The organism is Novosphingobium lentum NBRC 107847 (assembly GCF_001590965.1).
Taxonomy (GTDB): Bacteria; Pseudomonadota; Alphaproteobacteria; order Sphingomonadales; family Sphingomonadaceae; genus Novosphingobium; species Novosphingobium lentum.
Genome location: NZ_BCTW01000027.1, coordinates 24774 through 44765, shown reverse-complemented (window position 1 = coordinate 44765; position 19992 = coordinate 24774). Strand labels below are relative to the sequence as shown.

The 19992-nt window shown below is 66.0% G+C and carries 22 protein-coding genes and 1 pseudogene; 14 read left to right on the top strand and 9 right to left on the bottom strand.

All coding sequences use genetic code 11. From position 1 onward, the window contains the following. From NL2_RS21470 to NL2_RS18785, 7 genes and pseudogenes are all read left to right on the top strand, one after another. Positions 1–399, top strand: a pseudogene (locus tag NL2_RS21470) (DNA primase); the annotation flags it as partial. A 47-nt stretch (positions 400–446) separates the two neighbouring features. Continuing rightward, the gene (rpoD, locus tag NL2_RS18810) at positions 447–2444 is read left to right on the top strand and encodes an RNA polymerase sigma factor RpoD (RefSeq protein ID WP_068077635.1); all 1998 of its coding nucleotides are present in this window, start codon (positions 447–449) and stop codon (positions 2442–2444) included. 254 nt (positions 2445–2698) lie between these two features. Then, positions 2699–3151 (top strand): ribose 5-phosphate isomerase B, encoded by a 453-nt coding sequence (gene rpiB / locus NL2_RS18805; RefSeq protein ID WP_068077633.1) that lies wholly within the window; start codon positions 2699–2701, stop codon positions 3149–3151. Further along, entirely contained in the window at positions 3148–4455 is a 1308-nt protein-coding gene (glyA, locus tag NL2_RS18800; RefSeq protein ID WP_068077631.1) for a serine hydroxymethyltransferase, read from the top strand. The genes rpiB and glyA overlap by 4 nt, the downstream gene beginning before the upstream one ends. 4 nt (positions 4456–4459) lie before the next feature. After that, positions 4460–4666 (top strand): hypothetical protein, encoded by a 207-nt coding sequence (locus tag NL2_RS18795; RefSeq protein WP_068077628.1) that lies wholly within the window; start codon positions 4460–4462, stop codon positions 4664–4666. A 3-nt stretch (positions 4667–4669) separates the two neighbouring features. Then, positions 4670–5131, top strand: a complete 462-nt coding sequence (gene nrdR, locus NL2_RS18790; RefSeq protein ID WP_068077626.1) for a transcriptional regulator NrdR — start codon at positions 4670–4672, stop codon at positions 5129–5131. After that, entirely contained in the window at positions 5128–5889 is a 762-nt protein-coding gene (locus NL2_RS18785; RefSeq protein WP_068077624.1) for an RNA methyltransferase, read from the top strand. The genes nrdR and NL2_RS18785 overlap by 4 nt, the downstream gene beginning before the upstream one ends. Positions 5890–5917: 28 nt before the next feature. Here NL2_RS18785 and NL2_RS18780 read toward each other — a convergent pair whose 3' ends face one another. Continuing rightward, a complete protein-coding gene (locus NL2_RS18780; RefSeq protein ID WP_068077622.1) occupies positions 5918–6235 on the bottom strand; it encodes a chorismate mutase in 318 nt (105 codons plus the stop codon). 231 nt (positions 6236–6466) lie between these two features. Between NL2_RS18780 and rpsD the strand changes: the two genes are divergently transcribed. Both rpsD and NL2_RS18770 read left to right on the top strand, forming a co-directional pair. Beyond that, complete coding sequence (rpsD, locus tag NL2_RS18775) at positions 6467–7081, top strand: 30S ribosomal protein S4 (protein ID WP_068077620.1); 615 nt, start codon at positions 6467–6469, stop codon at positions 7079–7081. A 184-nt stretch (positions 7082–7265) separates the two neighbouring features. Continuing rightward, entirely contained in the window at positions 7266–7475 is a 210-nt protein-coding gene (locus NL2_RS18770) for a hypothetical protein (RefSeq protein ID WP_068077658.1), read from the top strand. 20 nt (positions 7476–7495) lie between these two features. On the opposite strand, the gene NL2_RS18765 is transcribed toward NL2_RS18770, so the two are convergent. Together NL2_RS18765 and tgt are read right to left on the bottom strand one after the other, a co-directional pair. After that, a complete protein-coding gene (locus tag NL2_RS18765) occupies positions 7496–9487 on the bottom strand; it encodes an alpha/beta hydrolase family protein (protein ID WP_157083259.1) in 1992 nt (663 codons plus the stop codon). Positions 9488–9578: 91 nt separating this feature from the next. Continuing rightward, the gene (gene tgt, locus NL2_RS18760) at positions 9579–10703 is read right to left on the bottom strand and encodes a tRNA guanosine(34) transglycosylase Tgt (RefSeq protein ID WP_068077617.1); all 1125 of its coding nucleotides are present in this window, start codon (positions 10701–10703) and stop codon (positions 9579–9581) included. A 68-nt stretch (positions 10704–10771) separates the two neighbouring features. On the opposite strand from tgt, the gene NL2_RS18755 reads away from it, so the two are divergent. Together NL2_RS18755 and NL2_RS18750 are read left to right on the top strand one after the other, a co-directional pair. Beyond that, a complete protein-coding gene (locus NL2_RS18755; RefSeq protein ID WP_245647761.1) occupies positions 10772–11578 on the top strand; it encodes a TSUP family transporter in 807 nt (268 codons plus the stop codon). Positions 11579–11675: 97 nt separating this feature from the next. After that, on the top strand, positions 11676–12134 hold the full coding sequence (locus NL2_RS18750; protein ID WP_068077615.1) for a hypothetical protein: 459 nt from the start codon (positions 11676–11678) through the stop codon (positions 12132–12134). On the opposite strand, the gene queA is transcribed toward NL2_RS18750, so the two are convergent. The 5 genes from queA to NL2_RS18725 all read right to left on the bottom strand — a co-directional run bounded on the left by queA (position 12131) and on the right by NL2_RS18725 (position 15923). Next, positions 12131–13168: a tRNA preQ1(34) S-adenosylmethionine ribosyltransferase-isomerase QueA gene (gene queA / locus NL2_RS18745; protein ID WP_068077613.1), complete on the bottom strand. Its 1038-nt coding sequence runs from the start codon at positions 13166–13168 to the stop codon at positions 12131–12133. The two genes, NL2_RS18750 and queA, sit on opposite strands and share 4 nt — an antisense overlap. Before the next feature lie 27 nt (positions 13169–13195). Further along, positions 13196–14062 carry a peptidylprolyl isomerase gene (locus NL2_RS18740; RefSeq protein ID WP_369405477.1) on the bottom strand — a complete coding sequence of 289 codons (867 nt, stop codon included), beginning with the start codon at positions 14060–14062 and terminating at the stop codon, positions 13196–13198. A 116-nt stretch (positions 14063–14178) separates the two neighbouring features. Next, positions 14179–14691 (bottom strand): pantetheine-phosphate adenylyltransferase, encoded by a 513-nt coding sequence (gene coaD / locus NL2_RS18735; RefSeq protein ID WP_068077611.1) that lies wholly within the window; start codon positions 14689–14691, stop codon positions 14179–14181. A 30-nt stretch (positions 14692–14721) separates the two neighbouring features. Beyond that, positions 14722–15615, bottom strand: coding sequence for a polyprenyl synthetase family protein (locus NL2_RS18730; RefSeq protein ID WP_439646910.1), 894 nt, complete (start codon positions 15613–15615; stop codon positions 14722–14724). Positions 15616–15665: 50 nt separating this feature from the next. Further along, positions 15666–15923, bottom strand: a complete 258-nt coding sequence (locus NL2_RS18725; RefSeq protein WP_068077648.1) for an exodeoxyribonuclease VII small subunit — start codon at positions 15921–15923, stop codon at positions 15666–15668. A 73-nt stretch (positions 15924–15996) separates the two neighbouring features. On the opposite strand from NL2_RS18725, the gene NL2_RS18720 reads away from it, so the two are divergent. Genes NL2_RS18720 through NL2_RS18710 form a run of 3 tightly spaced genes read left to right on the top strand, consistent with a single transcriptional unit; the run spans position 15997 to position 19101 of the window. Next, complete coding sequence (locus tag NL2_RS18720; RefSeq protein WP_068077646.1) at positions 15997–16395, top strand: DUF2177 family protein; 399 nt, start codon at positions 15997–15999, stop codon at positions 16393–16395. 32 nt (positions 16396–16427) lie between these two features. Beyond that, entirely contained in the window at positions 16428–18677 is a 2250-nt protein-coding gene (purL, locus tag NL2_RS18715; protein WP_068077609.1) for a phosphoribosylformylglycinamidine synthase subunit PurL, read from the top strand. Further along, complete coding sequence (locus tag NL2_RS18710; protein WP_245647760.1) at positions 18670–19101, top strand: DUF3052 domain-containing protein; 432 nt, start codon at positions 18670–18672, stop codon at positions 19099–19101. Before purL ends, NL2_RS18710 begins: the two co-directional genes overlap by 8 nt. Before the next feature lie 15 nt (positions 19102–19116). On the opposite strand, the gene NL2_RS18705 is transcribed toward NL2_RS18710, so the two are convergent. Then, positions 19117–19962 carry a Coq4 family protein gene (locus NL2_RS18705; RefSeq protein WP_084356213.1) on the bottom strand — a complete coding sequence of 282 codons (846 nt, stop codon included), beginning with the start codon at positions 19960–19962 and terminating at the stop codon, positions 19117–19119. Positions 19963–19992 lie beyond the last annotated feature (30 nt).

Genomic DNA, 19992 nt, shown 5'->3' with positions numbered 1-19992 from the left:
CTGGTGCCCGCCGATCCGATGCTGGGCGCGACGATCGACGTGCTGGTCGAACTGGCCGATCGCACCGACGCGCTTGAAAGTGCGAGCGTGCGTACCATATTGGCTGAACGGCGACTGCGACAGCCGGCGGCGGCGGACTATGCCGGGATGCGATTCGCGTTCCTGCCCGGTCCGGACAGTGCAGAAGGCCTCACCAGTGCGGCCGACGACCTGGCCGAAGCGGTGTCGTTGCTGGTCGAGCGACCGGCCATCGAGGCCGCGCTGGGCGAGGCGACGCGCCGCTTCGAGAAGGAACTGTCGGACGATGCTTTTGCCCATCAGCAAAGGCTTCGCGAACGAAAGCTGGCCTTCGAGGCCCGCTTGAGGCAAATGGCGAGCGCCAGGTCCGGGATGGATTAACTCCGGGCCGAATCTGGGCGCGCTTGGAACAGGTGATACAAGGTTAAATGACCGACAAGACGGACGGCGATGCGCCACTGATCGATCTGAACGATGCTTCCGTCAAGAAGCTCATCGCGCGCGCCAAGCGTCGCGGGATCATCACCTATGACGAATTGAACGAGGCGCTGCCGCAGGACCAGATGTCGTCCGAGCAGATCGAGGACATCATGGCCGCGATCTCGGAGATGGGCGTCAACATCGTCGAAAGCGATGAAGACGCGGGCGAGCAGGAAGAGCCGCAGCCCGACGAGGCGGATGAAGCCGATCCGGTCGATGAGCGTCCCGACCTCGTCAAGAAGAAGGAAACCATCGAGCGCACCGACGATCCGGTGCGGATGTACTTGCGTGAGATGGGCGCGGTCGAACTGCTCAGCCGCGAGGGCGAAATCGCCATCGCCAAGCGGATCGAAGCCGGGCGCGACACGATGATCATGGGCCTGTGCGAAAGTCCGATCACGTTCCACGCCATCATCCAGTGGTCGCAGGCGCTCAACGCCGGCGAGATGCAGCTGCGCGAGATCCTCGATCTCGACGCGATGCTGTCGAAGGAACCCGCGCCCGAGGCTTTGTCCGAGGACGGCGAGGAAGCCGACGGCGAAATCACCGAAGCCACCGCCGGCCCTTCGTTCAAGGAAGAGGAAGAGCCCGAGGAAGAATCCGCCGATGCCGAGGACGAGGATGAGGACGGCGTCGAACGCCGCGCCCGCCGTCCTGCCGAGGAAGAGGAAGAGGACAACACCCTCAGCCTGGCACAGATGGAAGCCCAGCTGAAGCCGGGTGCGCTCGAAAAGTTCGCGCTGATCACCGACCTGTTCCGCAAGTTCGAGAAGATCCAGGGCGATCGGCTCAACGCGCTGGGGCTCGGCAACGATTTTCCCAACGCCAAGGAAAAGCAGTATCACGCGCTGCGCGAGGAACTGACCGCGCAAGTCGAAAGCGTGCAGTTCCACGCGACCAAGATCGAATACCTGGTCGACAACCTGTACGCCTTCAACCGCCGCCTGACCGCGCTGGGCGGCCAGATCCTGCGTCTGGCAGAGCGTCACAAGGTGCCGCGCAAGGATTTCCTCGACCACTACGTCGGGCACGAGATGGACGATGCGTGGCTGGCCGAAATGGCCGGGCGCGACAAGAAATGGGCCGCGTTCGCCACCGTCGAAGCCGCGCCAGTCGAGCGGATCCGCGCCGAAATCGCCGACATCGCGGCGGCCACCGGCATGTCGCTGGGTGAGTTCCGCCGCCTCGTCAACATGGTCCAGAAGGGTGAGCGCGAGGCGCGCATCGCCAAGAAGGAAATGGTCGAGGCGAACCTGCGTCTGGTGATCTCGATCGCCAAGAAATACACCAACCGCGGCCTGCAGTTCCTGGACCTCATCCAGGAAGGCAACATTGGCTTGATGAAGGCGGTCGACAAGTTCGAGTACCGCCGCGGCTACAAGTTCAGCACTTACGCCACGTGGTGGATCCGGCAGGCGATCACCCGCAGCATCGCCGATCAGGCGCGCACCATCCGCATCCCGGTGCACATGATCGAGACGATCAACAAGCTGGTGCGGACCAGCCGCCAGTTCCTGCACGAGCAGGGCCGCGAGCCCACGCCCGAGGAAATGGCCGAGCGGCTGTCGATGCCGCTCGAAAAGGTCCGCAAGGTGATGAAGATCGCCAAGGAGCCGATCAGCCTCGAAACGCCGATCGGCGACGAGGAGGATTCGCACTTGGGCGATTTCATCGAGGACAAGAACGCGATCATCCCGGTCGACGCGGCGATCCAGGCCAACCTCAAGGAAACGGTCACCCGCGTCCTCGCCAGCCTGACCCCGCGCGAGGAACGCGTGCTGCGCATGCGCTTCGGCATCGGCATGAACACCGATCACACGCTGGAAGAAGTCGGCCAGCAGTTCTCAGTCACCCGCGAACGCATCCGCCAGATCGAAGCCAAGGCGCTGCGCAAGCTCAAGCACCCGAGCCGGTCACGCAAGATGCGGTCGTTTCTGGATCAGTAATTGCTTGCCCTCTCCCCGAACGGGGAGAGGATACGAAGGCTTGGCGCAACGCGCCTAGCCGGAGTTGGAGAGGGGCATGCGCCCCCCTCGACGGCAAAATCCCCTCTCCAAGCTTCGCTAGCTCCTGACGGAGCAAGCTTTCGCTATCCTCTCCCCGAGCGGGGAGAGGGCTGTGGATGGTCCGGATTTGCGGTGGCTTCGGCCCGCACCAGCTTCTATGGGGGCGGTCAACCGAGTCCTCTGCCGAGTACGCCATGCGCATCGCCATCGCTTCCGACCATGCCGCCTTCGATCTGAAGGGCGAACTTGCCCTGTGGCTGGGCCAGCTGGGGCACACCGTGTCCGACCTCGGCCCGCACAGCGCCGACCGGGTCGATTATCCCGATTTCGGCTACAAGCTGGCCGACGCCGTCGCGTCCGGCGATGCGGAGCGCGGGATCGCGCTGTGCGGATCGGGCATCGGCATCTCGATCGCGGTCAACCGCAACCCCGCGCTGCGCTGCGCGCTGGTGTCCGAACCGCTGTCCGCCGCATTGGCGCGCGAACACAACGATGCCAACGCCATCGCGATGGGCGCGCGGCTGACCGGCATCGACATGGCCAAGGCCTGCGTCGAGGCGTTCCTGGCCACCCCTTTCGGCGGCGGGCGCCATGCCGGCCGCGTGGACAAGCTATCCCATCCCCCCATCGTCGAGGTAACCCGATGACCACTGCCGTTGCTCCGGAAATCCGCTCGTCGGGCTTCTTCACCGCCCACCTCGCGCAGACCGATCCCGCCATCGCCAAGGCGATCCGCGACGAACTGCATCGCCAGCAGACCAAGATCGAGCTGATCGCGAGCGAAAACATCACGTCGCTGGCCGTGCTGGAGGCCACCGGATCGGTGTTCACCAACAAGTACGCCGAAGGCTATCCGGGCAAGCGCTATTACGGCGGCTGCGAATATGCCGACGTGGTCGAGACGCTGGCGATCGAGCGGGCCAAGCAGCTGTTCGGCTGCGGCTTTGCCAACGTACAGCCCAATTCGGGCAGCCAGATGAACCAGGCGGTGTTCCTGGCGCTGCTCAACCCCGGCGACAGCTTCATGGGGCTCGATCTCAATTCGGGCGGGCACCTGACCCACGGATCGCCGGTCAACATGAGCGGCAAGTGGTTCAAGCCGATCCCGTATGGCGTGCGGCCCGATGACCACCTGATCGATATGGACGAGGTCGCCCGGCTGGCGCGCGAGCACAAGCCCAAGCTGATCATCGCGGGCGGCACCGCGTATTCGCGCATCTGGGACTTCCCCCGCTTCCGCGAGATCGCCGACGAGATCGGCGCGTGGCTGATGGTCGATATGTCGCACTTTTCCGGCCTCGTCGCGGGCGGCGCGCACCCCAGCCCGTTCCCGCATGCCCACGTGGTCACCACCACCACGCACAAAAGCCTGCGCGGCCCCCGCTCGGGCGTGATCCTCACCGATGACGAGGCACTGGCCAAGAAGTTCAACACCGCCGTGTTCCCCGGGATGCAGGGCGGCCCGCTGGTCCACGTGATCGCCGCCAAGGCGGTCGCGTTCGGCGAGGCACTGCAGCCCGAATTCAAGGCCTATGCCCGCCAGATCGTGGACAATGCCCGCGCGCTGGCCGCCAGCCTGCAGGAATCGGGGCTGTCGATCGTGTCGGGCGGCACCGACAACCACCTGATGCTGGTCGATCTCACCGCCAGGGATGTCACCGGCAAGGCCGCCGAAAAGGGCCTCGATCGCGCCTGGCTGACCTGCAACAAGAACGGCATTCCGTTCGACAAGCGTTCGCCGTTCGTCACCTCGGGCGTGCGGCTGGGGACGCCGGCGGGCACCACGCGCGGCTTCGGCGTGGCCGAATTCCGCAAGATCGGCCAGCTGATCGCCGAAGTGGTCGACGGCCTGTCCCGCAACGGCGATGAAGGCGACGGCCAGGCCGAACAGCGCGTGCGCGACCGCGTCGAGGAACTGTGCAGCCGCTTCCCGATTTACCCGGAGATGTGATTCCATGAACGACAACAACGATCTCGCCACCCGCGCGAAGGACGAAATTTCGGGCATGGCCAAGCAGGGCATGGATCATCCTTCAACCAAGCCGGTGCTGATCGGCACCGCCGTCGGCGCGGTCGCGGGCGCACTGCTGCCGGTCGTCTCGATCCCGCTGGGCATGCTCGCGGGCGCGGGCATCGCGTTCTACAACCGCCTGAAGCGGTGAACGATGCGCTGCCCGTTCTGTGCGCACGACGATAGCCAGGTAAAGGACAGCCGGCCGAGCGAGGACAACACCTCGATCCGGCGGCGGCGCCAGTGCGAAAGCTGTGGCGCACGTTTCACCACGTTCGAACGCGTGCAGCTGCGCGAGATCACCGTGGTCAAGAAGGACGAGAAGCGCGAAAGCTTCGACCGGTCCAAGATCGAGGCCAGCGTCGCCATCGCCTGCCGCAAGCGCGGGATCGCGCAGGAACGGCTCGACCAGCTGGTGTCGGGCATCCAGCGCCAGGTGGAAACCATGGGCGAACCCGAAGTGCCCGCGCAGGCGATCGGCGAGATGGTCATGGAAGGCCTGCGCCAGCTCGACAGCGTCGCCTACATCCGCTTTGCCAGCGTCTATCGCGATTTCACCGAAGCCCGCGATTTCGAGGAATTCGCCAGCTCGGTCCGCGACGTGGGGGTGAGTTGAGCCTGCCATCTGAAACCAAAGCCCCCGTCATCGTGCTCGTCCGCCCGCAACTGGGCGAGAATATCGGCAAGGCGGCGCGGGCGATGCTCAACTTCGGGCTGACCGAGCTGCGGCTGGTGTCCCCGCGTGACGGGTGGCCCAATCCTTCGGCTGGCCCCGCGGCGGCGGGGGCAGACGCGGTGCTCCAGCACGCACAGGTGTTCGAGACGGTGGCGGACGCGGTGGCCGATTGCGCGCATGTCCACGCCACCACGGTGCGCAAGCGCGATGTGGTCAAGCCGGTGCTCACGCCCGAGCAGGCCGCCGTTGCCATCGTGCAGGCCAGCGGCCGCAGCGCGATCCTGTTCGGGCCGGAGCGATCGGGGCTGGAGACGGACGACGTGGCGCTGGCGCGCACGATCATCACGGTGCCGGTCAACCCGGACTTCGCCTCAATCAACCTGGCGCAGGCGGTGATCCTGTGCGCTTACGAATGGTCCAAGCATCAGGCCGCGTCCGGCGACACGTCGCTCAGGCTGGCGCAGCCGACGGTGGAGGACCACCTCCCGCCTGCCCCGCAGGAGGAGTTCGAGGGCATGTTCGCGCAGCTGACCGCGATGCTGGAGCCGCGCGGGTATTTCGAGCCTTACAGCCGGGCGGTGGCCACGCGGCGCACCTTGCGCACGATGCTGACCAAGCCGGGCTGGAACCATCTGGAAGTGCGCACGATGCGCGGCGTGCTCACCACGCTGGGGCGCACCCCGCGCCCGAAGGATTGATGAAGCCGGGCCGGTTGCGGCCTGCGGTTCAGTTCGTCTGGTGGATCCGCGCGCGCGCCTGGCGCTCATAGGCGACCGAGGCGTCGAACAGACGGTCCCAGAAATCGCCGACCAGCCCCACAGGCACGCCGCGATCGAATGCCTGCTGGCGCGCGGTGGCGATGGTCGACTTGCGGCGCAGTTCTTCGGCCTGTTCGGCACGGTCCTGCTCGATGCGGGCGGCGGCGCGGGTATAGGCAAAACGACGCGACAGGTTCTCGATCAGCGCGCGATCGATGGCATCGACGGCTGCGAAAACTTCCGCAAGCGTCGTGCAGGCATCGGGGTCGGGCGTCATGTCGTTCATGAGTCAGGTCTATGTGCGCAGAATCACTGCTTGTCTGTGCGGTGTGTCACTTATCCCGAATAGCACGCCCGGCCTTGACAAAGCGTTACGGGTCTGGTCTTGGCCCCCCTTCGCAATTGGCCCCGCACCCCGGTGAAGCGGCGGCCGCGTCAGACAACAGGTCTGGCGGTGCGGTTCCGGGTTAAATGAGCGGGCGATGGTCGCCTGCTACAGCCAGGTTGGAGAAGCGCCTTGTCGAAGCGCAAAGCATCTAAGTACAAAATCGATCGCCGTCTTGGCGAAAACATCTGGGGCCGGCCCAAGAGCTCGGTCAACCGCCGCTCGTACGGCCCCGGCCAGCACGGCCAGCGTCGCAAGAGCAAGGTGTCGGACTTCGGCATCCAGCTGCGCGCCAAGCAGAAGCTGCGCGGCTATTACGGCGATGTGACCGAAAAGCAGTTCAAGCGCACCTACATGGAAGCCGCCAAGATGAAGGGTGATACCGGTCAGAACCTGATCGGCCTGCTCGAACAGCGGCTGGACATGGTGGTTTATCGCGCCAAGTTCTCGCCGACCATCTTCTCGGCGCGCCAGATCGTTTCGCACGGCCACATCCGGGTGAACGGCGTGAAGTGCAACATCGCCTCGCGCCGCATCCGCCCCGGTGACATCGTCAGCCTTGGCACCAAGGCCAAGGACATGGCCCTGATCGCCGAAGCGCAGACGCTGCCCGAGCGCGAGATTCCCGATTACGTCGCGCCCGACGGCAACGACAAGATCACCTTCGTGCGCGTGCCCACGCTCGACGAAGTGCCTTATCCGGTGAAGATGGAACCGAACCTGGTCGTCGAATTCTATTCGCGCTGATCGGTTTTTCCGAACGCCGTACAAATTGAGCAGAAATTGGAAAAGGCGGGACGAAAATCCCGCCTTTTTCGTGTTTTACCGCGCCATGCTGCAATCGGCCGCACGCCGGGCCCGGTCCGGCAAAATATTTCGGCCAGTGACGTCGCGCACGGGAACGCAAGCGCATCGGTGCGATTATCCGGTCATGCAGATGTTCCGCTTTGTCACCGCGCATCGCCGCGGCAAATGGTACCCCGAACTGCTGTTGGCACAGCGGCAGGCAACCGCCATCGGCGCCGGGTTTTTCGAGGCGCGCAGCGGCGCGTTCTACCAGTATCCCGGCACGCGGCTGGAAACCCGGGCCGACGAGGACTTCCCCCATCCCCACGCCCCGCAGCAGGAAATCGCGGCCTGAACTAACCTGGAGTCAGTTCCCTACATCCCCAGCGCCTTGCGCAGAAACGCATCGGTCGCGGCCAGCAGGCGGGCGCGCGCGGCGGCATTGTCCAGCTGGTGATTCAACCCCGGAAACTCCACCAGTTCGACCGACTTTCCGGCGGACCGCAGCTTGTCCGCCATCGATCGTGACTGCCCGATGTTCACGTTGGTGTCGCGATCGCCGTGGAACATCAGCACCGGCGCAACGAACGCAGCGGCATGGCGCGCCGGAGACCCTTCGGCGATGTGCGGACCGGTGCCGACGAACCCGCTCACGAAATTGTAGTCGGTATATTCGTGATGGTCGGTGCGCAGCTGTTCCAGGTCGGTCACCGGCGCGATGGCGACGATGCCCTTGAACAGCCCCGGGTCGAGCACGCCCGATTGCAGCGCGGCATAGCCGCCGTACGACCAGCCGACGATCGCGAGCTTGCCCGGAGCGGCAATGCCCTGTGCCTGCAGCCACCGGCCCGCCGCATCGACATCACCCACCGCCGTGCGCCACGACTGGAAGCCGTTCTTCTGGAACCAGTCGTTGCCATAGCCGGCCGACCCCCGGAAATTGGGCTGGAGCACGGCAAACCCGCGCGCCACGAAATACTGCGACAGCCAGTCGAAGCCCCACTCGTCACGCGCGCCGGGCCCGCCGTGCGGCATGACGATGGCCGGCAGGTTCTTGCCCGTGCTGCCGGGCGGCAGCGTCAGGTAGCCCGGGACCATCGTTCCGTCGGCGGCCGGATAGCTGATCGCGTGCATTTCGCCCAGCGCCTGCCCGACCAGCTGCGGTCGTTCCGGCAGTACCGCCTCAAGGTGGTGGCTCGCCTTGTCGTAAATATAGTACTGGCCGGGCTGCACGTCGCTCGATGCGCGCAGCAGCAAGCGCGCCTCATCCGCGCTGGCATCGACGATGCCCACCGCCGGCTTGCCGGGCAGCGCGGCCTGCAGCGCGCGCGACAGCGACTTGAGTTCCGGATCGAAGAATTCGACCTGCCGGAACTCGGTGGCATAGCTGGCACCGACGACACGCCGACTGCGGCCAATGGTGACCAGATCGTCCACATCGACATCGGGGCGGGACAGCACCAGCTCGCGTGCGTTCGTTCCGTCGAGCTTGACCCGATACAGCGCAGCACGGCCCTCCAGCGGCTCAAACCCATAGACCGCGTCGATCCGGCTATCGACCGCCACGGGATTGAAGCCCATGGTCGTCCCGCCGGGATTGAAGGCCAGCCGGCCCAGCGGCTGCCAATCGCGCGAGGCGGGCTTGCGATACGAATAGTCGATGAATGTGCGGTCGTATCCGTTCCCGTTGCTGGGCATCGTGCCCATGATCCGCACGTTGCCCTGACCATCGCTGATGTATTCGGCGGCGTCGCGGCGCGCCAGTTCCACTGTATGCCGCGACAATGTCGCAACATCGACCGACTCCACGCCGAGCCCCGCATCCTTCTGGTAGATCAGCTTGCCCATTTCCGCTTCGGGAACGAATTCGCGGGTCATCAACACCGTACCCGGCTTGCCGGTGCCGCTGAAATCGATCACCGACCCGCCGTTCCAGTTGAACCCCAACGCCTGGCTTCCGGCGTTTTTCGACATCAGCTTCATGTCGCTGCCATCGCTGTTGACGCTGAACAGGCGGGTATAGACGGTGTTGTCGCCCGCGATCTGCTGCGCGATGCTGACCCTGCAAACCAGCCTGGTGTCGGTGGACCAGCCGCAATCGTGCAGGTTCTCGCCTTCGCCGGTGATACCCAGCACAGGCTTGGGCGCACCGCCTGCAACCAGATCGGCAATGACCAAGGCTTCGCCCCGCGGGCTGGCCGGCGCGATGATCGCGATATGGCTGCCGTCGGGCGACAGGCTGATGCCGAGGATGGCTTCGCGCGCGCCGAACTTTTCGGCCAGGGTTTGCGCATCGTCGGCGCGGGCAACCGTTGTCAAAGTCAGCGCAGCCGTCGCGACACCCAATACCAAACTTGCTTTCAACATGCCCATCCCCACTGCTATTACATTGAAGGGTAACCTCTTTTTTCGCTCATGGCGAGAGGCCGAGGGTTATGCAGCCGCAATGGATAGAATGTTACGGTGCAAGATAATCGCGCCGGAAATCGCGCGCGAACGTGGCGAAGCGGTCTTCGGCGATCGCGTCGCGCATCGCCGCCATCAGTTGCTGGTAGAACCACAGGTTGTGCTCGGTCAGCAGCATCGCGCCGAGCATTTCCTTCGACTTGGTCAGGTGATGCAGATAGGCGCGCGAATAGTGACCGCACGCCGGGCAGCCGCAGCGATCGTCGAGCGGGGCGGTGTCTTCGGCGAACCGCGCGTTGCGCAAGTTCAGCGGGCCGTGCCAGGTGAACGCCTGCCCGTTGCGGCCCGACCGGGTGGGCAGCACGCAATCGAACATGTCGACCCCGCGCTCCACCGCGCCGACCAGATCATCCGGCTTGCCCACGCCCATCAGATAGCGCGGCGCACTGGCGGGTAGCTGGTCGGGTGCGAAATCGAGCGTCGCGAACATCGCCTCCTGCCCCTCGCCCACCGCCAGCCCGCCGATCGCGTAGCCATCGAAGCCGATGGCGGAGAGGGCATCGGCGCTTTCGCGGCGCAGTCCTTCGTCGAGTGCGCCTTGCTGGATGCCGAACAGCGCGGCGGCGGCGGCATGGTCGCCTCCGGCATCGAACGCATGGCGGCTGCGCTGGGCCCAGCGCATGCTCATCGCCATCGACTTGGCGATGGCATCGCGCGGCTGGTCGGCGCGCGGGCATTCGTCGAACGCCATGACGATGTCGGAGCCGAGCAACCGCTGGATTTCCATCGAGCGTTCGGGGCTGAGCAGGTGGCGCGATCCGTCGAGATGGCTGGCGAAGGTCACCCCGTCCTCGGTGATCTTGCGCAAGCTCGACAGGCTCATCACCTGGTAGCCGCCGCTGTCGGTCAGGATCGGGCGGTCCCAGTTCATGAAGCGGTGCAGCCCGCCGAGCCGGGCGACGCGTTCGGCCCCCGGGCGCAGCATCAGGTGATAGGTGTTGCCCAGGATGATGTCGGCCCCGGTCGCGCGCACGCTTTCGGGCTTCATCGCCTTGACCGTGGCGGCGGTGCCCACCGGCATGAACGCGGGCGTGCGGATGGTGCCGCGCTGCATGGCGATGGTGCCGGTGCGCGCCTTGCCGCTGGTGGCGTGGATCGAAAAGGCGAAGCGTGTCATGGCCGCGCTGCGCCTAGGCGCAAACCGGGCGGCGCGCAAATGCTGCTGCGGGGCAGCGGGCAAGGGGGTTGAAGATCGCGCTTGCCGTGGCCGGGGCGGAACGGCAGGGCGATCCCCGCATGATCGAACCCTGGCTCTACCCGGCGTTGACCGCCACTGCGGTGCTGACCGGGTTCGTCGATGCCATCGCCGGTGGTGGCGGGCTGATCATGCTGCCCGCGCTGTTGTATGCCGGGTTGCCGCCGCATGTCGTGCTGGGCACCAACAAGGTCCAGTCGGCCTGCGGCACCGCCGTGGCGGCGTGGAACTATCGCCGCAAGGGTCTGGTGGACATCAGGCCCAACCTGACCACCGTGGCCGTGGTGTTTGCCGGGGCGACGATCGGCGCCATGGTGATCTCGCGCGTCGATGCGGGTGCGCTACGACTGGTGGTGCCGCTGCTGCTGATGTCGGTGGCGCTCTACACGATCCTGTCGCCGCGCATGGAAGACCACGCCAGCGACCCGCACCTGTCGCCGCGCGGCTATGCCCCCGTCGGCGGCGCGATCGGGTTCTACGACGGGTTCTTCGGCCCCGGCACCGGCCAGTTCTTCGTCGCCTCGCTGGTCGGTCTGCGCGGCCTGGGGCTGACCCGCGCGACGGGCCTCACCAAGCTGTTCAACGTGACCAGCAACATCGCCAGCGTGATCGTGTTCGCGGCGGGCGGAAAGATCCTGTGGCTGCTCGGCCTGTGCATGGCCGCTGGCGCGATGCTGGGCGGTTGGCTCGGTTCGCACAGCGCCGCGCGGTTCGGCGCCAGGCTGATCCGGCCGCTGCTGGTGAGCGCCAGTCTCGCGCTGACCGCGCGATTGGTCTGGGGCTGGTTCGCGGGGTGAGGAGGATCGCCGGGTTGGACAGCATGTCTGTGCCCGGATAACGTCATGCGGTGGGCGGCGTGATCGTATCGTCGCCCCTGCCGAAAGGAAACGGCCCTTGAATCGCCTTCGTGCTGCCTTCGCAACGCTTGCCGCGCTGTTCGCGAGTGCTTCCCCCGCCTTCGCAGCCAAGCCTGCGGGACCGGCGCCGGTGGCCTATCCCGACGCGCTGCGCTGCGCGACATTCGACGGGTTCATGGCGGTGATGCTGGCGGGCGAGCATGAGGAGCACCTCAAGGAGCCTGCCACGGTCTATTATTCCACCGCCGGAGACTTGTGGCTGACCCAGGCGAGCAAGGCCAATCCGGGCGGCGAAAAGGCCACGAACAAGGACTTCCAGACCGCCACCGACGTGCTGGTGAAGGCGTTCGCCGCCGCTGCCAAGACCGATGGCGACAAGGCGTTCAAGGCGATCTACGCGCAATACGCCCCCGCCTGCGACGCGCTGGAGCAAGTGGCCTGGGGCGGACCCGAGGGCCTCTCGGCCAAGTCGTCTGCCGCGAATGGCGAGAATTAATCGCTGTCGGGGAACAGCAGGCTGGTGTCGCCATAGCTGTAGAAGCGGTATTTGTTGAGGATGGCATGGGCATACGCGCCCTGCATCCGCTCGATCCCCATCAGCGAGCAGACCAGCATGAACAGCGTCGAACGCGGCAGGTGAAAGTTGGTCAGCAGCCCGTCGATCGCCCGGAAATGATAGCCGGGCGTGATGAAGATCGAGGTGTCGCCCTCGAACGGCAGGATCCGCCCGCGCGCGTCCGCCGCGCTTTCGAGCAGGCGCAGCGAGGTCGTGCCCACCGCGATGATCCGCCCGCCCCGTTCGCGCACGGCGTTGAGCCGCGCGGCAGCCGCCGGCCCGATGCGCCCCCATTCGGCGTGCATCTTGTGCTGGGCGGTATCCTCGACCTTGACCGGCAGGAACGTGCCCGCCCCGACATGCAGCGTCAGCGCCTCGAACCCGATCCCGGCCTTCTCCAGCGCGCCGAGCATGGCCGGGGTGAAATGCAGCGCCGCAGTCGGCGCCGCGACCGCGCCGTCGCGCGTGGCGAAGATCGTCTGGTAATCGATCTGGTCGGCCGCATCCGCTGATCGCTTCGAAGCGATGTACGGCGGAAGCGGCATCTTGCCGGCGCGATCGAGCAGAATCTCGACCGGCTCGTCGCCCAGAAAACACAGCGTCCAGCTGCCGTCCTCGTGCCGCGCCTCGGCCGTGGCGGTCACGCCTGCGCCGAAATCGACCGTGTCGCCCTCGTGCAGCCGCTTGCCGTTGCGCACGAACGCCTGCCAGCGCCGCAAGTCGATCCGCTTGTGCAGCGTGGCGCCGATCCGCGCCCAGCCGCGCCGGCCTTCCAGCTGTGCAGGGATGACGCGGGTGTCGTTGAACACCAGTACATCGCCCTTGCGCAGCAGTTGCGGAAGATCGCGGACGGTGAAGTCGTGGAACCCGCCAGTGCCGGGCACGACCAGCATCCGTGCCGAATCGCGCGGCCGCACCGGACGCAGCGCGATGCGTTTCGGCGGCAGCTCGAAATCGAAAAGTTCGACCTGCATCGCGGCGGCCCTAGTCCCTGTCCGCGATCAGCTGGATGGCGAATTGGACAAGTCGGCCGCTGTGACCGGTGCGGTGGCGGGCATCGGCGCGGCGATCGCACCGGGTGCCGGGCGCGGCTTGTTGTCGCTGGCGATGGAGGCCTGGGCGATCTTGGTCGGGTCCTGCGGCGGCTCGCCGCGATGGATCGCATCGACATAGTCCATCCCGGCGATCACGCGGCCGAACACGGTGTATTTGTGATCGAGCGCGAACCGCGGGTAGAACACGATGAAGAACTGGCTGTTGGCCGAATCCGGCGCTTCGGTGCGCGCCATCGACACAGTGCCGCGCAAATGCGGAACCGAATTGAATTCGGCCTGCAGGTCGGGCAGCTTGGACCCGCCCTGCCCGGTGCCGGTGGGATCGCCGGTCTGCGCCATGAAGCCGTCGATCACGCGGTGGAAGATGACGCCGTCATAAAAACCCTGGCGGGCCAGCAGCTTGATCCGTTCGACATGGTGCGGCGCCCATTGCGGCATCAGCCGGATGGCGACGCGGCCACCGTTGGACAGGTCGAGCACCAGGATATTGTCGGGATCTTCGGCCAGCGAAGCGTTCACGGCATACTGGATCGGCGCGGAGGGTGCGGCGGGCTTCACATCGGCCTCCGCTTCGGCTTTCGCCTTCTTGCCGTGCTTGGGCTTTTCAGGCTTGGGCGCAGGCGCAGCTTCGGTTGCCGCTTCAGCCGCAGGCGAGGGAGCCGCTTCAGGCGCGGGCAATGGCGTCGCTTCGGGCGGAACCGGGGCGGGCGAAACGGGCGCTGGCGGTGCGCCGGCCGCGCTCTGCGCAACGGCCGGGACGGCGGCGATCAGCGAGAGGCCGAGCGAGAGCGAGACGAAAAGGCGCAAAACCATGGAAATGACTGTCTCCGACTGTACTGCGCGCCGATAGGGCCCGGTCGCTGTCCATGCAATGAACGATTGGGAATGATGGGGCGCAGGCGCTCCCCATCGGCCCGCTCGCCAGGCGTTCAGTAATCCCCGAGCCGGCCGCGCAGTTCGACCCGCGCGACGACGTCGTCGCGCACCGCCGGGGTGACGAAATCGCCGATCTCGCCACCGAACAGCGCGATTTCCTTGACCAGCCGCGATGCGATCGGCTGCAGGCAGACGTCGGCCATCAGGAAGATCGTTTCGATCCTGGCGTTCAGCTGCTGGTTCATGCCGGCCATCTGGTATTCGTATTCGAAATCGGCGACCGCCCGCAGCCCGCGCACAATGACCGTCGCGCCCTGTTTTTCGGCAAAGTGCATCAGCAGCGCGTTGAAGCCGACGACCGAGACATTGGCGATGCCCTGGCTGGCCATCTCGCGCTCCACCATCGCCATGCGTTCGTCCGGCGTGAACATCGGGTCTTTCGACGGGTTGGTGGTGACGCCGATGATCAGCTGGTCGACCAGCTTCGATCCGCGACGGATGATGTCGAGATGGCCCAGCGTGATCGGATCGAACGTGCCGGGATAGACTCCGATGCGTGCCGCCATCTCGAAAATACTCCCCCTTGGTGCGCGACTCTAGTGGTCGCGTGCCACGATAAACCGGGCCAGTGCCCGGAGCAGATCCGCTTCCGGGCCATAGCTTGCCAGATGGCCGACCGCCTGTTCGACCAGCATCCGCGCCTGATCGCGGGCGCGATCGGCGCCGAGCAGCGACAGGAACGTTTCCTTGCCCGCATCGGCATCCTTGCGCAAAGCCTTGCCCGCCGCTTCCTCGCTGCCTTCGGCGTCGAGCAGGTCGTCGGCAATCTGGAACGCGAGACCGATGTCGCGCGCATATCCGCGCAACGGGATGCGCATTTCGACCGGCAGGTGGGCCAGGATCCCGCCCATCTCGACCGCCGCCGCGAGGAGTGCGCCGGTTTTCAGTTGCTGCAGCCGGGTCACCGTGGGAAGGTCGAAGCTGGATGTTTCGGCGACGATGTCCATCATCTGGCCGCCGGCCATGCCTTGCGCGCCCGCCGCCGTCGCCAGCGTGCGCAGCAGTTCGACGCGCACGAACGGATCGCCGCTGGTTTCCGGATCGGCCAGCACTTCGAACGCGAACGCATGCAGCGCATCGCCCGCCAGCACCGCCGTCGCCTCGTCCCACTGGCAGTGGACCGTGGGCTTGCCATGGCGCAGCGCATCGTCGTCCATGCACGGCAGATCATCGTGGATCAGCGAATAGACGTGGATCGCCTCGATCGCGGTCGCGGCGCGGATCGCCGCCTCGCGATCGACGCCGTGCATCCCCGCCGTGGCGGTGAGCAACAAGGGCCGCACCCGCTTGCCGCCGCCGATCGCGGCATAGCGCATCGCCGCGTACAGCTTGTCGCGCGGATCGCCCGGCAGCGGCAGCAGCCGGTCGAAGCTCTCGTCGATTTCGGCGGCGATGTCGGCCAGTGCGGATTTGAGCAGCGTATCGGCCACGGGCACTCCGGTCTCGGTCGTCACATTCTCACCCGTCACGTCGTCACCAGTCACGAGAGCGCCCCGCTGTCATCGAATGGCCGTACGCCGGTGGGCCGCCCTTCGCGATCGGTCACGATCGCCTCGATCCGGGCTTGCGCCGCGTCGAGCCGGGCCTGGCAGTGCTTCCGCAACTCGTCACCCTGCGAATAGAGCTGGATCGATTCGTCGAGCGGCGTCTCGCCGCTTTCCAGCCGGCGAACGACGTCCTCAAGTGCTTTGAGCGCCTCTTCGAAGCTGAGCGCGGCTATGTCTGTCTGGGTGGCCATGGCCTGCCAGCATTGACCCGCCGTGTCGCGGGGGTCAAGCATGGACCGCAGGCGCTGGTGCAAGGAACGGTCGATGCGGATGGTTTGGGCGTTTATTTCGGCAGCCGTGGTGTTCGGCGGGCTCGATATGCTGTGGCTGCGCTGGGCCGGACCCAACCTCTACCGACCTGCATTGGGCGACTTGCTCGCGCCCGCATTTCGCGGCGGGCCGGCCATCGTGTTCTACGTTGCCTACCTGTGCGGGATGGTGTGGTTCGCGATCCGCCCGGGACTGGCCGCAGGGCCAGGCGCAGCGGCGCTCAACGGCGCGATCCTCGGCGCGCTGTGTTACGCGACCTACGACCTGACCAATCAGGCGACGATGGTCCGCTGGCCATTGCAGGTGACGCTGATCGACATTGCCTGGGGAGCATTCGCCACGATGATCGCCAGCACCGCCCCCACGTGGCTGGTTCTACGCTTCACCGACTAGCGCAGCCGGCGCTCGCTCGCTAAGGCGCGGCCATGCCCGGAATCACCCCAGACAGCATCACCCCCGACGTCGTGGCTGCCCACGGCCTGTCAGACGACGAGTACGCCCGCGTGCTCAAGGCGCTGGGTCGCGAGCCCAACCTTGTCGAACTCGGCATCTTCTCGGTCATGTGGTCCGAACACTGTTCGTACAAGTCGAGCCGCATCCATCTGAAAAAGCTGCCGACCGAAGCGCCGTGGGTCATCTGCGGACCGGGCGAGAACGCCGGGATCATCGACATCGGCGATGGCCCGAACGGCACCAAACTGGCCTGCATCTTCAAGATGGAGAGCCACAACCACCCCAGCTACATCGAACCGTTCCAGGGGGCCGCCACCGGCGTCGGCGGCATCCTGCGCGACGTGTTCACGATGGGCGCGCGCCCGGTGGCCAACCTCAACGCGCTGCGATTCGGGCGGCCCGACCACCCCAAGATGAAGCACCTGGTGCAAGGCGTGGTCGCGGGCATCGGCGGCTACGGCAACTGCGTGGGCGTGCCGACGGTCGGCGGCGAGACCAACTTCCACAAGGCCTACGACGGCAACATCCTGGTCAACGCGATGACCGTGGGCGTGGCCGATCAGTCCAAGATCTTTTACTCGGCCGCCACCGGTATCGGCAATCCGATCGTCTATGTCGGCTCCAAGACCGGGCGCGATGGCATCCACGGCGCGACCATGGCCAGCGCCGATTTCGGCGAGGATTCGGAAGCCAAGCGCCCGACCGTGCAAGTCGGCGATCCGTTCACCGAAAAGCTGCTGATCGAGGCCTGCCTCGAACTGATGGACACCGACGCCATCGTCGCGATCCAGGACATGGGTGCGGCGGGCCTGACCTCGTCCAGCGTCGAGATGGCGTCGAAGGGCGGCGCAGGCATCCGGCTCAACATGAACATGGTGCCGGTGCGCGAAGAGCACATGACCCCGTACGAGATGATGCTGTCGGAAAGCCAGGAACGGATGCTCATGGTGCTCAAGCCCGGCAAGGAAGCCATGGCCGAGGCGATCTTCCGCAAGTGGGAGCTCGATTTCGCGATCATCGGCGAAGTGACGGAAGCCCTTGCCGATGGGGGCCACATGGTGCTGGAATTCGATGGCGAGGTCGTGTGCGACATCCCGCTCGCGCCGCTGGCCGACGATGCCCCGCTGTATGACCGGCCGCACGTGCCGACGCCCAAGCCCGCGCCGCTGGGCGAGGTGCCCGAAACCGTCGATCTGGCGAGCGACCTCAAGACCCTGATGGCCTGCCCCGACCTCGCCTCGCGGCGGTGGATCTGGGAACAGTACGACAGCCAGGTCGGTGCCGACACCATGCAGAAATCGGGCGGCGACGCGGCCGTCGTGCGCATCCACGGCACCAAAAAAGCGCTGGCGATGAGCACCGACTGCACGCCGCGCTACTGCTTTGCCGACCCCTACGAAGGCGGCAAGCAGGCGGTCGCGGAAACCTACCGCAACATCTGCGCGGTGGGCGCGGTCCCGCTGGCGATCACCAACTGCCTCAACTTCGCCAACCCGCAACGACCCGAGATCATGGGCCAGATCGTCGGCGCGCTCGAGGGCATGGGCGACGCCTGCCGCGCGCTCGACTATCCGATCGTCAGCGGTAACGTCAGCCTCTACAACGAAAGCAAGGCGACAGGTGGCGGCTCGGCCATCCTGCCCACGCCCGCGATCGGCGGGGTCGGGCTGATGGCCGATCACGAGAAGATGGCGACGATCGCGTTCAAGGCCGAAGGCGAGACGATCGTCCTGCTGTGCCATTCGCAAGGCCACCTTGGCCAGACGCTGTGGCTGCGCGAAATTCATGGCCGCGAGGAAGGTCCGCCGCCTGCCGTCGACCTCGCGATGGAGCGCAAGACCGGCGAACTGGTGCGCGGCCTCATCAACGACGGGCTGGTCAGCGCGGTGCACGATTGTTCCGACGGCGGTGCCGCCGTCGCCATGGCCGAGATGGCGCTGGCGTCCGACATCGGCTTCCTCAGCGGCATCGCTCCCAACCTGCCCCACCTCGCCGGGCTGTATTTCGGCGAGGACCAGGGCCGCTACGTGGTGACCGCCGCCGACGTCGGCCCGATCATCGAGCGCGCCAAGGCCGCCGGCATCGCCGCAGTGCCGATCGGCATGACCGGCGGCCGGGACTGCGCGTTCCGCTGGGTCGAGGGTGGCCGCGAAAGCAAAGTGTCGCTCGCCGATTTGCGCGAAGCCAACGAGGCGTTCTTCCGCGACTGGATGGATGACTGACGCGATGGCGGAAACGGGGGCCAGCGCCGGTTATTCGGGCACGCCGCTGGCCAAGAAGCTGTCACTCAAACCCGGCCTCACCGCATGGTTCCACGCCATGCCCGCCAGCGTTCGCGCCGAAATCGGCGAGGTCGGGCTGTCCGAGCTGGCGTCTCCCGCTGCCGGCCTCGACGCCGCGCACATCTTCGTCACCGAACGCGCGGAGATGGAGCGGTTGCCGGGCACCTTGCGCCATACGATCGCCCCCACAGGTTTCGTCTGGGTAAGCTGGCCCAAGAAAGCCGCGAAAGTGCCGACCGACATCACCGAGGATGCGATCCGCGCGGTGTGCCTACCAGCAGGCTGGGTCGACGTGAAGGTCTGCGCGGTGGACGCGGTCTGGTCGGGCCTGAAACTGATGATCCGCAAGGAATTGCGGGGCTAGCTCCCCGATCCGGGCTCAGGCGGCAACCGGCAGCAGTTCGTAGGGATTGCGGCCCTCGGCAGCAAAGCATGCATGCGCCTGCGCATAGACTTGCGGCGACGTGACCCCCAGCTGGCGCCGCGCGTCGTCGAGCGGAAGCGGCAGAAGGTCGGTAATCGTCAGCTCGGCAATGCGCGGGCAAGCCCGGCCCAACCTCTGTGCTTCGCGGATGGCACCGAACACCGGAGCCTGCGTGCGGGTTTTCTTGCGGATGTTCCCGCCTGCCAGATAGGCGATGAACAAGTGCGCCGGGCTGGGATCCTGGCCATAGGTGAAGGCCAGCACACACGCCTCGCCCAGCGCATCACGGCCATATCCGGTCAGGATATGCAGCAGATCGTGCGTGTCGCGCTGGCGTTCGCTGTACCATTTCAGCAGATCGTGATGAACCGGCCGGTCGCCCAGGAACTTGTCGAATTCGGAAACCAGCCCGGCTGCCGTCAGGCCTTCGCGTTCCATGAAGTCGCAATAGGCGTGCGCCAGCGAACCGGCGGGCGTGCGGCGCAAGGCGGCGTGATCGTCGAGGATGGCGGGCAGGAACGGCTCGCGTTCGCGCAAGGCACGGCCACGCTCGCTCAGCGTGAACGCGCGCGCTGCCGGGATGAAATCCTTGCGCGGCAGCGATTCGAAGATGTGGAACACCTCTTCGGTCGCTTCCTTGTTGCGGATCAGGTTGCGAAAATGGCCCAGCGCCTTGATCGGCCGCCATTTCGCACGGACGCGTCCCGGTGCCTCGAACGGCAGATCGGGAAGCGAATGCGGCTCGGCCCAGTCTTCATCGAGGCTGGATTCGGCTGCGAATGAGGCTGATGCGTTGTCCATTTCTTCGCGATACTGCCGACTACTTACATA

Coding starts and splice junctions, on each gene's coding strand:
- nrdR (WP_068077626.1), top strand. CDS start 4,670: ATGCGCTGCCCGTTCTGTGCGCACGACGATAGCCAGGTAAAGGACAGC.
- rpoD (WP_068077635.1), top strand. CDS start 447: ATGACCGACAAGACGGACGGCGATGCGCCACTGATCGATCTGAACGAT.
- NL2_RS18795 (WP_068077628.1), top strand. CDS start 4,460: ATGAACGACAACAACGATCTCGCCACCCGCGCGAAGGACGAAATTTCG.
- tgt (WP_068077617.1), bottom strand. CDS start 10,703: ATGACACGCTTCGCCTTTTCGATCCACGCCACCAGCGGCAAGGCGCGC.
- NL2_RS18710 (WP_245647760.1), top strand. CDS start 18,670: ATGACTGACGCGATGGCGGAAACGGGGGCCAGCGCCGGTTATTCGGGC.
- NL2_RS18740 (WP_369405477.1), bottom strand. CDS start 14,062: ATGGTTTTGCGCCTTTTCGTCTCGCTCTCGCTCGGCCTCTCGCTGATC.
- NL2_RS18765 (WP_157083259.1), bottom strand. CDS start 9,487: ATGTTGAAAGCAAGTTTGGTATTGGGTGTCGCGACGGCTGCGCTGACT.
- purL (WP_068077609.1), top strand. CDS start 16,428: ATGCCCGGAATCACCCCAGACAGCATCACCCCCGACGTCGTGGCTGCC.
- NL2_RS18725 (WP_068077648.1), bottom strand. CDS start 15,923: ATGGCCACCCAGACAGACATAGCCGCGCTCAGCTTCGAAGAGGCGCTC.
- NL2_RS18705 (WP_084356213.1), bottom strand. CDS start 19,962: ATGGACAACGCATCAGCCTCATTCGCAGCCGAATCCAGCCTCGATGAA.
- NL2_RS18770 (WP_068077658.1), top strand. CDS start 7,266: ATGCAGATGTTCCGCTTTGTCACCGCGCATCGCCGCGGCAAATGGTAC.
- NL2_RS18720 (WP_068077646.1), top strand. CDS start 15,997: ATGCGGATGGTTTGGGCGTTTATTTCGGCAGCCGTGGTGTTCGGCGGG.
- NL2_RS18780 (WP_068077622.1), bottom strand. CDS start 6,235: ATGAACGACATGACGCCCGACCCCGATGCCTGCACGACGCTTGCGGAA.
- coaD (WP_068077611.1), bottom strand. CDS start 14,691: ATGGCGGCACGCATCGGAGTCTATCCCGGCACGTTCGATCCGATCACG.
- queA (WP_068077613.1), bottom strand. CDS start 13,168: ATGCAGGTCGAACTTTTCGATTTCGAGCTGCCGCCGAAACGCATCGCG.
- glyA (WP_068077631.1), top strand. CDS start 3,148: ATGACCACTGCCGTTGCTCCGGAAATCCGCTCGTCGGGCTTCTTCACC.
- rpiB (WP_068077633.1), top strand. CDS start 2,699: ATGCGCATCGCCATCGCTTCCGACCATGCCGCCTTCGATCTGAAGGGC.